This window comes from Amycolatopsis sp. CB00013, from assembly GCF_001905755.1.
Lineage (GTDB): Bacteria > Actinomycetota > Actinomycetes > Mycobacteriales > Pseudonocardiaceae > Amycolatopsis > Amycolatopsis japonica.
Genome location: NZ_LIWC01000001.1, coordinates 864,118 through 878,212, shown reverse-complemented (window position 1 = coordinate 878,212; position 14,095 = coordinate 864,118). Strand labels below are relative to the sequence as shown.

Annotated in this window: 16 protein-coding genes; 9 read left to right on the top strand and 7 right to left on the bottom strand. The window is 68.5% G+C overall.

Annotated elements, in window-relative coordinates; genetic code table 11:
* The first annotated feature begins 51 nt into the window (after positions 1–51).
* Genes AMK34_RS03910 through AMK34_RS43105 form a run of 3 tightly spaced genes read left to right on the top strand, consistent with a single transcriptional unit; the run spans position 52 to position 1,765 of the window.
* Complete coding sequence (locus AMK34_RS03910) at positions 52–402, top strand: hypothetical protein (protein ID WP_073842950.1); 351 nt, start codon at positions 52–54, stop codon at positions 400–402.
* Positions 399–1,622 (top strand): hypothetical protein, encoded by a 1,224-nt coding sequence (locus AMK34_RS03905; RefSeq protein WP_073842949.1) that lies wholly within the window; start codon positions 399–401, stop codon positions 1,620–1,622. Before AMK34_RS03910 ends, AMK34_RS03905 begins: the two co-directional genes overlap by 4 nt.
* Positions 1,619–1,765, top strand: coding sequence for a hypothetical protein (locus AMK34_RS43105; RefSeq protein WP_198941625.1), 147 nt, complete (start codon positions 1,619–1,621; stop codon positions 1,763–1,765). The genes AMK34_RS03905 and AMK34_RS43105 overlap by 4 nt, the downstream gene beginning before the upstream one ends.
* On the opposite strand, the gene AMK34_RS43100 is transcribed toward AMK34_RS43105, so the two are convergent.
* Both AMK34_RS43100 and AMK34_RS03895 read right to left on the bottom strand, forming a co-directional pair.
* Positions 1,710–2,054 carry a hypothetical protein gene (locus tag AMK34_RS43100; protein WP_241832673.1) on the bottom strand — a complete coding sequence of 115 codons (345 nt, stop codon included), beginning with the start codon at positions 2,052–2,054 and terminating at the stop codon, positions 1,710–1,712. The genes AMK34_RS43105 and AMK34_RS43100 overlap by 56 nt on opposite strands.
* Positions 2,055–2,097: 43 nt before the next feature.
* Positions 2,098–2,664, bottom strand: coding sequence for a TetR/AcrR family transcriptional regulator (locus AMK34_RS03895; protein WP_073842947.1), 567 nt, complete (start codon positions 2,662–2,664; stop codon positions 2,098–2,100).
* A gap of 117 nt (positions 2,665–2,781) precedes the next feature.
* Here AMK34_RS03895 and AMK34_RS03890 point away from each other — a divergent pair, with 117 nt between their 5' ends.
* Complete coding sequence (locus AMK34_RS03890; protein ID WP_073842946.1) at positions 2,782–3,360, top strand: DUF2867 domain-containing protein; 579 nt, start codon at positions 2,782–2,784, stop codon at positions 3,358–3,360.
* A 241-nt stretch (positions 3,361–3,601) separates the two neighbouring features.
* Here AMK34_RS03890 and AMK34_RS03885 read toward each other — a convergent pair whose 3' ends face one another.
* A complete protein-coding gene (locus AMK34_RS03885; protein WP_038513765.1) occupies positions 3,602–4,039 on the bottom strand; it encodes a winged helix-turn-helix transcriptional regulator in 438 nt (145 codons plus the stop codon).
* An 89-nt stretch (positions 4,040–4,128) separates the two neighbouring features.
* Here AMK34_RS03885 and AMK34_RS03880 point away from each other — a divergent pair, with 89 nt between their 5' ends.
* The 3 genes from AMK34_RS03880 to sigJ all read left to right on the top strand — a co-directional run bounded on the left by AMK34_RS03880 (position 4,129) and on the right by sigJ (position 7,317).
* The gene (locus tag AMK34_RS03880; RefSeq protein ID WP_073842943.1) at positions 4,129–5,310 is read left to right on the top strand and encodes a thiolase family protein; all 1,182 of its coding nucleotides are present in this window, start codon (positions 4,129–4,131) and stop codon (positions 5,308–5,310) included.
* Positions 5,307–6,341, top strand: coding sequence for a 4Fe-4S binding protein (locus AMK34_RS03875; RefSeq protein WP_073842941.1), 1,035 nt, complete (start codon positions 5,307–5,309; stop codon positions 6,339–6,341). Before AMK34_RS03880 ends, AMK34_RS03875 begins: the two co-directional genes overlap by 4 nt.
* Before the next feature lie 88 nt (positions 6,342–6,429).
* Positions 6,430–7,317, top strand: coding sequence for an RNA polymerase sigma factor SigJ (gene sigJ, locus AMK34_RS03870; RefSeq protein ID WP_073844541.1), 888 nt, complete (start codon positions 6,430–6,432; stop codon positions 7,315–7,317).
* Between the two features lie 72 nt (positions 7,318–7,389).
* Here sigJ and AMK34_RS03865 read toward each other — a convergent pair whose 3' ends face one another.
* The gene (locus tag AMK34_RS03865) at positions 7,390–8,469 is read right to left on the bottom strand and encodes a glycoside hydrolase family 5 protein (protein ID WP_037337618.1); all 1,080 of its coding nucleotides are present in this window, start codon (positions 8,467–8,469) and stop codon (positions 7,390–7,392) included.
* 177 nt (positions 8,470–8,646) lie between these two features.
* Between AMK34_RS03865 and AMK34_RS03860 the strand changes: the two genes are divergently transcribed.
* The gene (locus tag AMK34_RS03860) at positions 8,647–9,399 is read left to right on the top strand and encodes a PIG-L deacetylase family protein (RefSeq protein ID WP_073842939.1); all 753 of its coding nucleotides are present in this window, start codon (positions 8,647–8,649) and stop codon (positions 9,397–9,399) included.
* Here the strand turns inward: AMK34_RS03860 and AMK34_RS03855 are convergent.
* Positions 9,388–9,954, bottom strand: a complete 567-nt coding sequence (locus AMK34_RS03855) for a CGNR zinc finger domain-containing protein (protein ID WP_073842937.1) — start codon at positions 9,952–9,954, stop codon at positions 9,388–9,390. The two genes, AMK34_RS03860 and AMK34_RS03855, sit on opposite strands and share 12 nt — an antisense overlap.
* Positions 9,955–10,183: 229 nt before the next feature.
* Positions 10,184–11,029, bottom strand: a complete 846-nt coding sequence (locus AMK34_RS03850) for an LLM class flavin-dependent oxidoreductase (protein WP_073842935.1) — start codon at positions 11,027–11,029, stop codon at positions 10,184–10,186.
* 181 nt (positions 11,030–11,210) lie between these two features.
* Here AMK34_RS03850 and AMK34_RS03845 point away from each other — a divergent pair, with 181 nt between their 5' ends.
* Positions 11,211–12,476 (top strand): family 1 glycosylhydrolase, encoded by a 1,266-nt coding sequence (locus AMK34_RS03845; protein WP_084098678.1) that lies wholly within the window; start codon positions 11,211–11,213, stop codon positions 12,474–12,476.
* Here the strand turns inward: AMK34_RS03845 and abc-f are convergent.
* The gene (gene abc-f, locus AMK34_RS03840; RefSeq protein WP_083649728.1) at positions 12,460–14,082 is read right to left on the bottom strand and encodes a ribosomal protection-like ABC-F family protein; all 1,623 of its coding nucleotides are present in this window, start codon (positions 14,080–14,082) and stop codon (positions 12,460–12,462) included. The genes AMK34_RS03845 and abc-f overlap by 17 nt on opposite strands.
* Positions 14,083–14,095: the final 13 nt, after the last annotated feature.

The window sequence follows — 14,095 nt, the reverse complement described above, 5'->3', positions numbered from 1 at the left end:
GCGCAAGGTCCCGGCCGGGCAAGCCGGGGCGTACGACTTGGAGGGACCTCGATGCGGAGGATCGGCGGGATCACCGTGGCCGCGCTGTTGGCCGTGGCCGGCTGCTCGGGAACGACCGGCCCCGAACCGGCCACCGGCACCCGGACGGTCAAGTTCTCGATCACCGAGGGCAAGCGCACGGCGGGCCCCGAGGAGGTCGCGGTGCGCACCGGCGAGAACGTCGCGCTCGAAGTCACCTCCGACCAGCCGGACGAACTCCACGTCCACGGCTACGACAAGGCGGCCCAGCTCTCCCCCGGCGTTCCGGGGACGGTCGCCTTCACCGCGAACATCGACGGGATCTTCGAGGTGGAACTGCACAAGAGCGGCGCGGCGGTGACCAAGCTCCGGGTGAGCGGATGATCCTGGCGCACGGGCTCGGCGGCCGGTCCGACCTGCCGGTCCCGCTGTGGCTCGCGCTCTACGCGGGAGCCGCGGCCGTCGTGGTCTCGTTCTTCGCGCTCACTGTGCTCTGGAAGAAGCCCAAACTGCGCGGCGCCGACGCCGGGAGGCCTCTTCCTCTTGGCCTGCAACGGTTCGTCGACAGCGCGTTCTCGCGGGTCGCGTCGAGCGTGCTGGGCGTGGTGTTGTTCGCGGGGTTTCTGGCAATGGCGTGGGCCGGTCCCGGCAGCTCGGCCGACAACCCGGCTCCCGCCTGGTTCTACGTCTGGTTCTGGGTCGGGCTCGTTCCGCTTTCGATCCTGTTCGGCCCGGTCTGGCGGCGATTGAATCCACTGAGGACGGTCGCGTCGCTCATCCCGTCCCGGCACCGCGAGCTCCCGGACCGGCTCGGCTATCTGCCCGCGATCGTCGGCCTCTTGGCGTTCTTATGGCTGGAACTGGTGTTCCCGCACTCGGATTCGCCTCGCGCGATCGCTCTTTTCGGCACCGTGTATGCCGTTATACACATCGCGCTCGGTGTGGTCTTCGGTCCGCGCTGGTTCGACCGCGGTGACGCTTTCGAGGTCTACGCGCGCCTGATCGCGGCCCTCTCCCCGTTCGGCAGGCGTGCCGACGGACGTCTGGTGGTCCGGAATCCGCTGGACGGCCTGCTCACCATCTCCCCCGCGCCGTGGCTGACCGCGCTGGTGCTGGTGGTGCTCGGCTCGACGGCGTTCGACGGCCTGACCCGGCTCCCGTTCTGGACGTCGCTCGATGCCGGTGTCCTCGGCGGCACCGCCGGTCTCGCGATCTGTATCGCGCTCACCTACGGCGCCTACGCGGGCGCGATCAGTCTGACCAGGCCGTACCTGCGCCGCGGATTCGACCCGTATCCCGCCTTCGCGCCGTCGTTGATCCCGATCATGGTCGGTTACACGGTCGCGCATTACTTCTCGTTCGCCGTGTTCTCGGGGCAGCAGGGCTTCGGCCGCGCGATCGACTACACGGTCTTGTCGACCGGTGTGATCGCGCTGGTGCAGATCGCCGGAATCGTCGCCGGGCACGTGCTGGCCGTAACCTCGGCACATGACCGTTCCGTCGGCGTGCTGCGCGCGAACTACGTCAAGGTGGGCCAGTACCCGATGCTGGCGCTGATGATCGGCTACACCGCGCTCGGGATCGCGCTGGTCTCCGGCTCATGAGCATCGCGGCGCGGGTGGTGATGATGCACCAGGGCGGCTGGGACGAGATCCTGATCTTCGTCGGCCCCGTGGTGATCATCGGGCTGCTCATCTACGTGGCGCGGAAGCAGGTCCCGACCACTCCTGAGGATGAAGACGACTGAGGGGGACGTAGTCACCGCCGGCCAGCGCCGCGGTGAGATCAGGGTAGGTGGACGCGCTTCCCATGAAGCGACCTTGGACGACGCGGATGTAGGCACCATCCAGGGGAAAGACGACCACGAACTTCGACCCGGCGTTTCCCCGCAGCACCGCTCCCTTTCTCAGGTTGTCGAGGAACTCGATGATGTCGCGCTCGATCTCCTGCGCGAACTCGCGCTGATCGTCCCGCGTCAGGCCGTAGAGGTCGGTGTCGATGTCGTAGGTGGCGCACCTCGATTCCGCGACCTTCACCGCGTGAAGCTCGCGCAGGAAAGCGAGGAGCCGTTGACCCGCCTCAAATTCCATGACCGGGTCTGCCGCCCAGCAGCAGCGCTCCAGCCAGCTCGGTGACCTCGTCCCGCGACCGGCCGTCGTGGTCCGCGGCCATGAAGTGCTTGCCGATCAGGAGCGAGAACGCGAGCAGGCAGCGGGCTTCGACCTCGTCCTCGTCGGTGAAGATCTCGCGCATGAGGGAACGCAGGTAGTCCATCCGCTGGTTGTCGACCCGCCGGAGCCGGTCGGCCACCGCCTCGTCGCGCCGCGCCCAGTCCCGGATGGCGAGGTCGATCGGCAGCAGACGCTCGCCGGCGAGCAATCCCGCACGCCGGATCTTCGCCCTGGCGTCGCCGCCTTCGCTCTCGACGCTTTCGAACAGCAGCTCGGTACTCATCCGTTCCCAGGTGGCGAGCATTTCCTCCAGCAGCGTGCCTCGATCGGCGAAATGGCCGTAGAAGCCGCCTTTGGTGACGCCCAAGGCTTTCGCGAGCACCTCGACGCGGACCGCGTCGGGACCTCCGGCGGCGAGGGCGGTCAGCCCCGCGTCGATCCAGGCGCTCGGCGGGGTCCGGGTTTCGGCGGCCATGGGATCACCGTATCTCCCGTCACTTCAGCACCACGAGGACGATATATACGCTACCGTACAGATGGCGGAAGCACTGGGAGGAACTACGACGATGACTGTCGGATTCGTGGTGGCGGCATGAAACTCGCGGAAACGGCCCACACGACCCGCTCGTGGCGGATCCACGAGATCGCCGGGGACTTCGACCTCGAAGACGTCTGGGCGCTCGGAACACCCGGCGGACCGGACGATTTCGGCAAGCTGGTGAAGCAGTTCTCGTCGGGAAACTTCCCGGACGGGTCGCCACTCCCCGTCCGGGCGTTGTGGGCGCTGCGATGGAAGCTCGGCGGACTACTCGGGCTGGACAAGCGGAGTTCCGGCCTCGACACCCGGGTGGGATCGCTCCGCGGCAAGCTGCCGCCAGAACTCCGCGACACACCCACCGGCCCGGATGAGGACTGGTTGCCGTTCACCCCGCTCTACCGGCTCGAAGACGAGTTCGCCGCCGAAATGGCGAACCGGACCATGCACGGCGTCATGCACATCGCGTGGGTCGAGGACGGGCAAGGCGGATACCGCGGTCAGATGGCGGTACTGGTCAAACCCAACGGCCTGTTCGGCCGGGTGTACATGGGATTCATCAAGCCGTTCCGGTACCTGATCATCTACCCGGCGCTCATGCGGATGATCGCGCGGGAGTGGAAGGGCAACCCTTAGCCCAGCTCATGTCGGCGAGCGGGGAGGATCGGGGACGTTCAGCGTCCGGAATCTTCCCCGCTCGGCATGACCTTGATCAACGGAGGATTCGGGACACTCAACGTCCCGATTCCTCCATCGTCGACACCTGGAACGCCGAGCTTCCGGCGCCATCGACCCCGAGGTCCGCACGGCCCTCGACATGCGCCCCGCTCAGTGTGGGTGAACAAATACCGATCTGCCCTTACCGCTCACGAGGCGCTCAGGAGCGGCGCGTGCTCCGCACCAGCGTCATATCCTTCTCCCGCACCGGTTCATGGCAGTGCGCGCACACGGTCTCCGGCGCGAGCACCTCGCCGCACGAATGCCGCCACACCGTCGGCGGCGGTCCCTCGGTGACGTACGCGTCACCCCACGCCATCAGGTTCAGCAGCACGTGGTTGAGCGCGTGCCCCGCCTCGGTGAGCACGTACTCGTAGCGCGGCGGATGCTCCTCGTAGAGCCGTTTCTCGAGGATTCCCGTCTCGACGAGCTTCCGCAGCCGCGCGGTCAGGATGTCCCGGCTCGCCCCGGTGTTGCGGACGATCTGGTCGAACCGCCGCGCCCCGAAGAACACCTCACGCAGCGCGAGCAGGCTCCAGCGCTCCCCGATCACCTCCATCGCGTTGGCGATCGAGCAGTCCCTCGGTCCTTCGGTCATGCGACCAGCGTAAACCCGGTGAGTCTTGATTTCCAACCCACTCGGTGCCACAGTGAGTTGGAGCTCCCAACTCACCACTGGAGGCAGCCGTGCACGACGCGGTCATCGTCGACGCCGTCCGTACCCCGATCGGCAAGGGCAAGCCCGGTGGCGCCCTGCACGAGATCCACCCGGTCCAGTTGCTCGCCCACACGTTGCGGGCGCTCGTGGAGCGCAACGGGCTCGACCCCGAGCTGATCGACGACGTCATCGGCGGCGCGGTCGACCAGGTCGGCGAACAGGCCCAGAACGTCACGCGGTGGGCGGCGCTCGCCGCCGGGCTGCCGGAATCCGTGCCCGCCACCACCGTCGACCGCCAATGCGGGAGCAGCCAGCAGGCGGTGCACTTCGCCGCGCAAGGGGTGATGGCCGGCGCGTACGACGTCGTCATCGCCTGCGGCGTCGAGTCCATGAGCCGGGTCCCGATGTGGTCCAACGTGCTGCCGGGCACCGATCCGCTCGGCCCCGGCGTCGCGGAGCGCTATCCGGAAGGCCTGGTCCCCCAAGGGATCAGCGCCGAACTCATCGCCGCGAAATGGTCGCTCAGCCGGGAAGCGATGGACGAGTTCGCAATGTCCTCGCACCGGAAGGCGGCGCGGGCACACGAACTCGGGCGATTCGCGAGCCAGATCGTGCCGATCGAGACGCCGTCAGGCCGGGTGTCCACCGACGAGTCGGTCCGGCCGGGCACCGACCTCGAAACCCTCGCCAGACTGCGCCCGGCGTTCCAGGACGCGGACGTGGCCGCGCGCTTCCCGCAGATCGACTGGTCGGTGACCGCGGGCAACAGCAGCCCGATCAACGACGGCGCCTCGGCCGTGCTCGTCACCTCCAGCGAGACCGCGGCGAGGCTGGGGCTCCGGCCGCGCGCCCGCCTGCACAGTTTCGCCGTCACCGGATCCGATCCCCTGCTCATGCTCACCGGCGTCATCCCGGCGACGGAGAAGGTGCTGCGGCGCGCCGGACTGAGCCTGGCGGACATCGATCTGTTCGAGATCAACGAGGCCTTCGCCAGTGTCGTACTGGCATGGCAGCAGGAAACCGGGGCCGACCCGGCCAAGGTGAACGTCCACGGCGGTGCGATCGCGCTCGGGCATCCGCTCGGCGCGAGCGGGACCCGGCTGATGGGCACGCTGGTCAACGCGCTGCACCACCACGGCGCCCGGTACGGCCTGCAGGCCATGTGCGAAGGCGGCGGCCAGGCCAACGCGACCATCCTGGAGGCGTTGTGACCGACCGGCTCCCCAGGAAACTGAAGGATCACCCGTCGGTACAGGCGGTGCTCGCCAAACCGCGGGACAAACCGTCGCCGGTCATCGATGCCGCCTGGCTCAAGGAGATCTGCCTCGCCGCCGGCGCCGACGACGCGGCCGCGGTCTCGCTCGACCACCCGGATCTCGCGGGCGAACGCGAGCAAGTCCAGCGCGCGCTGCCCGGCACCAAGACCCTCGTCTCGCTCGTGGTGCGGATGAACCGCGACGACGTCCGCTCCCCCGCCCGCAGCGTCGCCAACCAGGAGTTCCATCGCACCGGCGAGATCATCAACGAGGCCGGGCACTCGATCGTCCGGACGCTGCAGGACGCCGGGTACCGCGCGATCAACCCGTCGGCGACGTTCCCGATGGAGATGGAGCACTACCCCGGCCGGATCTGGGTCGTCGCGCACAAGACGGTCGCCGTCGCGGCCGGACTCGGCGCCATGGGGCTGCATCGCAACGTCATCCACCCGAAATTCGGCAACTTCGTGCTGCTGGCGACCCTGCTGGTCGACGCCGAGGTGTCCACCTACGGCGAGGCGATCGACTACAACCCTTGCCTGGAGTGCAAGCTGTGTGTCGCCGCGTGCCCGATCGGCGCGATCTCGAAGACCGGTGAATTCGACTTCCTCGCCTGTTCGACGCACAACTACCGCGAGTTCATGAGCGGCTTCACCGACTGGGCGCAGACCGTGGCCGACAGCGAGGACGCCGCCGACTTCCGGTCCAGGGTGAGCGATTCGGAGAACGTGTCGATGTGGCAGAGCCTCGCGTTCAAACCGAACTACAAGGCCGCGTACTGCATGGCGGTCTGCCCGGCGGGCGAGGACGTGCTCGGGCCTTACCTCGAAGACCGGCGCGGCTTCCTCGGCACCGTGGTGAAACCCTTGCAGGACAAAGTGGAGACGCTGTACGTGCGAGAAGGTTCCCCGGCCAAGGCCTACGCCGAGCGCCGCTTTCCCCACAAACCGGTGAAGGAGGTCGACGGCGGCTACCCGCGGCGGTAGGGCCGCCCATGCCCCGCGCCCGAGGGCCTGTCACATCTCCGTTCCCCCACGCGTCAGGGTTACGACCGAGCGATGAAGGATGGGGACCGTGGACGAACACGACTGGCTGGCGCGGCGTTTCGAAGGGCACCGGACGCATTTGAGGGCGGTGGCGTACCGGATGCTCGGTTCGCTGAGCGAGGCGGACGACGCGGTGCAGGAGGCTTGGCTGCGCCTGAGCCGGTCGGATTCCGGCGAGGTGGACAACCTCGGCGGCTGGCTGACCACCGTCGTCGGCCGGATCTGTCTCGACATGCTGCGCTCGCGCAAGTCCCGGCCGGAGCAGCCGGTGGGCGCCCAGCTCCCCGACCCGATCATCGGCCGTGCGGGCGGGATCGACCCGGAACACCAGGCGCTGCTGGCGGATTCGGTCGGACTGGCGCTGCTGGTCGTGCTCGACACGCTGGACCCCGCCGAGCGGCTGGCGTTCGTCCTGCACGACATGTTCGCCCTGCCGTTCGACGAGATCGCACCGATCGTGGGCCGGTCGTCCGCGGCGACGCGGCAGCTCGCCAGCCGCGCACGCCGTCGTCTGCAGGGTTCGCCGACGGTCCCGGACGCGGATCTCGGCCGTCAGCGGGAAGTCGTCGACGCGTTCTTCGCCGCCGCGCGGGGCGGCGATTTCGACGCCCTCGTTTCGGTGCTCGACCCGGACGTCATCCTGCGCGCCGAGGGCGGCGCGGCGACGGCGGGGACGTCGCGTTTCGTGCGCGGGGCGGCCACGATCGCGAGCCAGGCGCTCATGTTCCGCGCCGCGGGCGAGGGCGCGGAACTGCGGCCCGCGCTGGTCAACGGCGCGGCCGGGATGGTCGTCACCAAGGACGGTGTCCCGACGACGGTCTTCGCGTTCACCGTCGTGGGCGGGAAGATCGCGGCGATCGACATCCTCGCCGACCCGGACCGCCTCGCCACGCTGGACTTCGAACCGCTCGGCTGAAATGTCAGGAAAGGGTCGTTCAAGACGTTTTTCGTCCTGAACGACCCTTTCCTGACGTGCGCGCTGCCGGGATCAGGAGGTCGGGAAGTTGTCCGCGGTGCGGATGCGGTCCCGGATCCAGACACCGGCGGGCTTCAGCGGAGCCGTGCCGGTGAACGAGCTGCCCGAGCAGGTCCCCGGCTTGAACACCGCACCCGAACGGCTGTCGTCGGAGAAGTTCCAGTTGGTCCAGCTGATCTTCTTCGACGCCAGGAAGTCCAGGTACTTCTGGGAGTTCGTGAAGTCGTTGCCACCGTCACCGCTAGCGGTCTGGGTGCCGAACTCGGTCACGAACAGCGGGATCTTGCTCGCGGCGCGGCTCAGCGCGTTGAAGTACTCCGTTTTGTGCGACGCCGCATAGAAGTGGAACGTGTACATGAAGTTGCTGGCGCGCACCGGGTTGTTGATGATGTCGGTCTCGTTGCGGCCGTCGGAGATGCCGAGCGAGCCCCAGCCGTGGGTGCCCACCAGCACGACGCCGTCGGAGTCCTGGGCGCGGATGACCGGGATCATCTGCTCCGCGTAGCTGCGGACGCGGTCCCAGCTGACGTTGTTGGGCTCGTTGGCGATGTCGTAGATGATGTTGGTCTTGTCCTTGTGCCGCTGGGCGATCTCGGTGAAGAACGTCTTGGCGCGGCTGAGGTTCGCGTTCGGGTCGCCCGGCGTGAGCTGGTGCCAGTCGACCAGGGCGTACATCCCGCGTTTGGTGGCCTCTTCGATGTACCCGTGCACCATGTCGGTGAACTTGCGCGGGTTGGTCTCGTAGCCGCCTTCCTGGATGTACATGGAGATCCGGAGGACGTCGGCCTTCCAGTCGTTGGCCAGCGCGTCGAGCGAAGCGGTCTTCACGCACTGGCTGAACCACTGGATCCCATGGGTGCTCATGCCCCGGAGCTGGATCGGCTTGCCGGCGGAGTTGCAGAGCTGGAGGCCGCAGACCTTCAGCTGTCCGTTGATCGCCGCCGGACTGCCCGGCGGCAGCGCGGCGGCGGCCTGCGTTGCGGGTTCTGCCGCGGTCTCGGTCGCCATCGAGGTGCTCGCGGCGGCGACCGGGGCCAGCAGCCCGGCGGCCAGTGCGGCCGTCACCCGGAGACGGATCTTGTCCCAACGCATTCGGCTTCTCCTCTCGCGTCGACGGCACCGACGTTGGCGCGCCGACGGTCAGGGCGGCGGAGTTAAATAGGAAACTTTCCTTACTATTGGAAAATAAAGGGAAGATTACCCACAGGGTCGACGGACGGTCAAGAGTCGACCACCGACGGTTCCGACGACCTCGGGCATGCTCGGAGCGTGACGACGATCGTGGCCTTCCACGCCCACCCCGACGACGAAGCCCTGCTGACCGGCGGCACCCTCGCCCGCGCCGCCGCGGACGGCCACCGGGTGGTCCTCGTGGTCGCCACCATCGACATGCTGGGCGCCGACGCGGCACGCCGGGCCGAACTCGAAGCGAGCGCGAAGGTGCTGGGCGTCGAGCGAGTGGTCCATCTCGGCTACGCGGGCAGTGGTCATGGCGCGATCCTTTACCCGGATCCGCCGGACTGGGTCCGGTTCGTGCGCGCGAGCACGGACGAGGCAGCGGCGCGGCTCGTGGCGATCCTGCGCGAGGAGAAGGCGTCCGTCCTGCTGAGCTACGACCGCAACGGCGGCTACGGCCACCGCGACCACGTCAAGGTGCACGAGGTCGGCAAGCGCGCGGCGGAACTCGCCGGCGACGTCCGGCTGCTGGAGGCGACGATCCCCCGCGACGTCGTCACACGCCTGGTGAGGATCGTGCGCCTGGCGCGGATCCCGTTCCGCTACGACGTCGACGTGCTTCTCCGCGCGTACAGCGCCCGCTCGGAGATCACGCACACCTTCGACGTCCGGCGTTTCGCGCGTCAGAAACAGGCCGCGATCGCCGCGCATTCCTCACAGGTGAAGGGAAGCGGCAGGCTGGCGCCGCTGATGCGTGTCGTGACCCGGCTCCCGGCGCCGCTCTTCGGCCTCGTGTTCAACCGCGAGTGGTACGTCGACGCGACACCGCGCGGCTCACGATTCTGACCGGCGGGCGCGATACGCGGCGGCCTTCACCCGGTTCTGACAGGCGAGCCCGCAGAACCGCTTGATCTGCGCCTGGCTCGCGTCGATGTACACCTGATCGCAGCGCGGCGCCGCGCACAACCCGACGCGATGCGGGATGTGCTCGCCGAACGCGGCGGCCACCGACACCGCGAGCCCGGCCGCCCACTGCTGGACGAGGTCGGCTTCGGGACCGTGGAAATGCAGGTGCCAGGACTGTTCGCCGTGGCGTTGCAGGGACGGACGCGCCTTGCTGTCTTCGAGCATCCGGTTGAGCAGCCCCGCCGCCTCGTCGTGTTCCCGCCGGGACAACGACTCGATGATCTCCCGCAGCCGCGACGCCAGATTCCGCAACCGCTCCGCGGTCAGCAGGTCGATCTGCCCGTTGCCGAGCGTTTCGGCGGCGACGCGGACGAGATCGTGGCCACCGAGCGCGGGTTTCGGCCTGCCGTGGACGTGGTCCCCGGTCAACGCGTTGATCAGCGCGACCCCGGTTTCCAGCCGCATCGCGTGATGCCCGTCGGGCTCGTCCACCATTCGACCCCTCCCCCGCGCGTCACTGGTTCGCAGGACGCCCGCGGTGACGCTATCAAAGGCGAGCGGGACCGCAAGGGCGATGAAGTCGTTCGGAGCAACGGAATCCTACGGACGGCGCAGCGCCGGTCCACTATGGACAGACGCGAGCCGCCCAGTACATGAAGGCCCCCATCCTTGCGCCTAGGTACAGGAAGGGGGCCTTCATGTACCTAGGCAACCGAGCGGCCGCTCACCACCGAGGCGGACCGGCGTCCACGATCTTCTGCGACAACTCCAGCGGGTCGAGATGCATCAGCGACTCCATCCACCAGGTCATCCCGGCCCGCCCGAGCGCGGGCAGATCGACCTTGATCGGCTCTTCCCACGCCGGGCTCGCGTTGCCTGCCACGGCGACGTCGAAGGGACGGCCCGGTTCCAGCCCGGCGAGCCCGAGCGCGCGGTGGGTCTCGGCGATCTCCTCGGCGGTCGGCGTGTGGTCCTCCGGGTTAGGGAAGATCCCGTCGCACAGCGCCGCCCGCCGGACGACACGCGGGTTGTCCGTGGAGCTCGCCACCCAGATCGGGATCGGGAACGGCTCGGGCGGCGCCTCGGCGAGCGCGACCTGGTAGTGCGCGCCGTCGTGGTCGAACCGCTTGCCGGACCAGATCGCGCGGATGACGTCGAGTCCTTCGTCGAACATCGCCGACCGGGTCAGCAGGTCGGTCTGTTCACCGAATCGGCTGAAGTCACCGGATTCGTCCGAACCCAGCCCGGTGCCGAGGATCAGCCGGCCACCGGAGAGGCGGCTGACGGTCGACGCGTGCCGCGCGACCACCCACGGGCGGCGCCGGGCGGGCGGCGTGATCATCGGGCCGAACAACAGCCTGCTGGTCGCGTGCGCGATGGCGCCGAGCGTCGTCCAGGGATCCGCGATGGGCATGGTGTCCGCGACCACGTGGTCCCACAGGAAGAACCCGTCCCAGCCCGCCGCCTCGGCGCGCACGGCGAGGTCGACGAGCACTCCCGGCTCACCGAACGGGCCGAAAGGCGGCAGATAGACGGCATGGCGGACCGTGCTGCCGGTCAAGTCGATCATCTCCCCAACGTCATCGTCGAAGTCCCCGGACGGCCGCTTGTTTACGCCGTTCACCCACGTTAGCGTCCGGAAGATGGCGGACGACGGTGAACGATCGACGAAGTGGCCGGAGCATCGGAGAAGGTTACGCCGGGTGTTGTCCTCGGCGGTCGCCGTCTCACTATGCGCGACACTTTCGGCCGTGAACGCGTCCGCATCGCAGGATGACGACTGGTCCCGGGACTTCTACTGGGGTGTCGCGTCGTCGGGCTACCAGTCCGAGGGCAACGCCCCGGACAGCAACTGGAAGCGGTTCGTGGACCGCTCCGCCGGCAAGGACGGCGTCGACGAGTACCGCGACTCCGTGGACTTCCGGCACCGCTACGCCGACGACATCCGCCTCGCGGCCGGTCTCGGCGTCAACACCTACCGCTTCGGTGTCGAGTGGGCACGTGTCGAACCTTCCCCCGGCCGGTGGGACGAGACCGAACTGGCCTTCTACGACGACGTGTTCCGGCAGGTCCGCGCCGCGGGCATGACGCCGATGATCACGCTCAACCATTGGGTCTACCCGGGCTGGGCGCTCGATCAGGGCGGCTGGGCCGAAACGCGGACGGCCGACGCGTGGCTGGAGTTCAGCCGGAAGATCGTCCAGCGCTACGCCGGGCAGGACGTCCTCTGGGTGACGTTCAACGAGCCGCTCATCTTCCTCCGGAACGAGCAGAAGGTCGGCGCCCTGGACGCCACGCGGTACTTCGCGGCGCAGTCCAACGTCGTCCAGGCGCACCGCCGGGCCTACGACCTCATCCACGAACTGGATCCGACCTCGAAGGTCACCAGCAACCAGGCTTACATCACCGGGGTCAACGGGATGGCCGACTGGTTCTTCCTCGACCAGGTCAAGGACAAGCTCGACTTCATCGGCATCGACTACTACTACGGCCTCAGCATCGACAACTGGACGGTGTTCGCGGCCGCCAGCGACAAGTTCTGGGATGTGAAGCTCCAGCCGGAAGGCATCTACTACGCGCTGCGCAGCTACCACAACCGCTTCCCGCGCATGCCGCTCTACATCGTCGAGAACGGCATGGCGACCGACAACGGGAAGCTCCGCGACGCGGACTACACCCGCGGCGATCACGTACGCGACACCGTGTACTGGCTCCAGCGTGCGAAGGCCGACGGGATGAACCTCATCGGCTACAACTACTGGAGCCTCACCGACAACTACGAATGGGGCAGCTACCGCGCCCGGTTCGGACTGTACACAGTGGACGCTCTCGCCGATCCCGCGTTGACCCGGCGCCCCACGGACGCCGTTCCCGCGTACCAGGATCTGGTGACCGCGGGCGGCGTACCGCAGGGCTACCGGCTCAACCGAGGGCCCGGCCTCTGCTCGCTCGTGGACGGGCTGAACAGTTGCCTCAACCCGGCCAAAGTGGACGGACCGCTCACGCCGCTGAAGTGACCAGTTCCAGCCGCCTGCCTTCGAACGTCCGCCGCATCCGCCGGTCGTGGGTGACGACCACGAGCGCGCCGGAGTACGTCGCGAGCGCCTGCTCCATCTCCTCGACGAGATCCGGGGCGAGATGGTTGGTCGGCTCGTCGAGCAGCAGCAGATCGGTCCTGGCCGTCACCAATCTGGCCAGTTCCAGCCTGCGCCGCTGCCCGATGGACAGTTCCCGGACCGGCTTACGCAGATCCGGCGCCCGGAACAGGCCCAGCGACAGCAACCTCTCGGCCGCCTCGTCTTCGTCGCCGTCTCCGGCGAAGACCGTCAGGACAGTCCGCGCGTCAGCGGCGAGCCCGCCGTTCTGGTGCAGGAACCCGATCCGGCCCGCCCGCTCCGCCGATCCCGTCGACGGCGCGAGCTCACCGGCGAGCACCCGCATCAAGGTCGTCTTGCCCGCCCCGTTGGGACCGGTCACGAGGACCCGTTCGCCGGGCAGCACGCTGAGCGACGTCCGCGGCAGGCGGCCGTCGACCGACACGCCGTCCGCCTTCACCACGTACTGACCGGCCTCCGTCTCCCCCGCGGCGATCCGCGCGGTGAACCGGAGCGGCTCCGGCGGAGGCGGGACCGGATTCGTCTCCAGCCGCTGGATCCGCTCGCGCGCCGACCGGATCCTGCTCATCGCCCCGTGCGCCCGGGAGCGGGCCCGGAACGCGCCCGCCCCGCTGAAGGCGGCCGGGGCCTTGCGCGGGATCGCCGAGAACCGGTCGATGTTGACGTCCGCCATCCGTTCGTAACGGGACTTCTCCAGCCGCCACTCCTCGTATTCGCGGACCCATCGGGCCCGCGCGGCCTCCTTCGCCGCGAGATAGCCCGAGTACCCGTCGCCGTGCCGCTGCACGGAACGGCGGTCGGCGTCGACCTCGAGGATCGTCGTGGTGACACGGCTGAGGAACGTCCGGTCGTGCGTGATCGCGACGATCCGGCCGCGATGCCCACGGAGATGGTTCTCCAGCCAGGCGACGGCGTCGTCGTCGAGATCGTTGGTCGGCTCGTCCAGCAACAGCAGTTCGGGAGACGCGGCCAAGGTTGCCGCGAGCACCAGACGGGACCGCTGGCCGCCGGACAGGCTGCCCAGCGCGCGGCCGCGATCGAGGCCCGGCTGCCCGAGCCCGTGCAGGGCGACCTCCACCCTGGCATCGGCCTCGTAACCGCCGCGGGCTTCGTACGCGGTCATGAGGTCGCCGTACGCGGCCAGGTCTTCAGCGGTTTCGAGCGACTTTTCCGCCGTCCGCAGCCGGGATTCGAGCTCCCGGATGTCGGCCAGCGCGAGGTCGATCGCGTCGCCGACCGTGGCGGTGTCGGGCAGGTCCAGCGTCTGCGGGAGATAGCCGACGCCGCCGGGCGCGGTGACGGTCACGGTGCCGTTGTCCGCCCGGTCGCGGCCGGCGATCAGCCTCAGCAGGGTGGACTTGCCCGAGCCGTTGTCGCCGATGACGCCCGCCTTCTCCCCCGGTTTGACGGTGAACGAGATCTGGTCGAGCACGACGTGGTCGTCGAAGCGTTTGGTGACACCGGAGAGCACGAGTTGTGTTCCCGGATTTCGATGCGGGGTACGCACAGGGGCGTCCTCC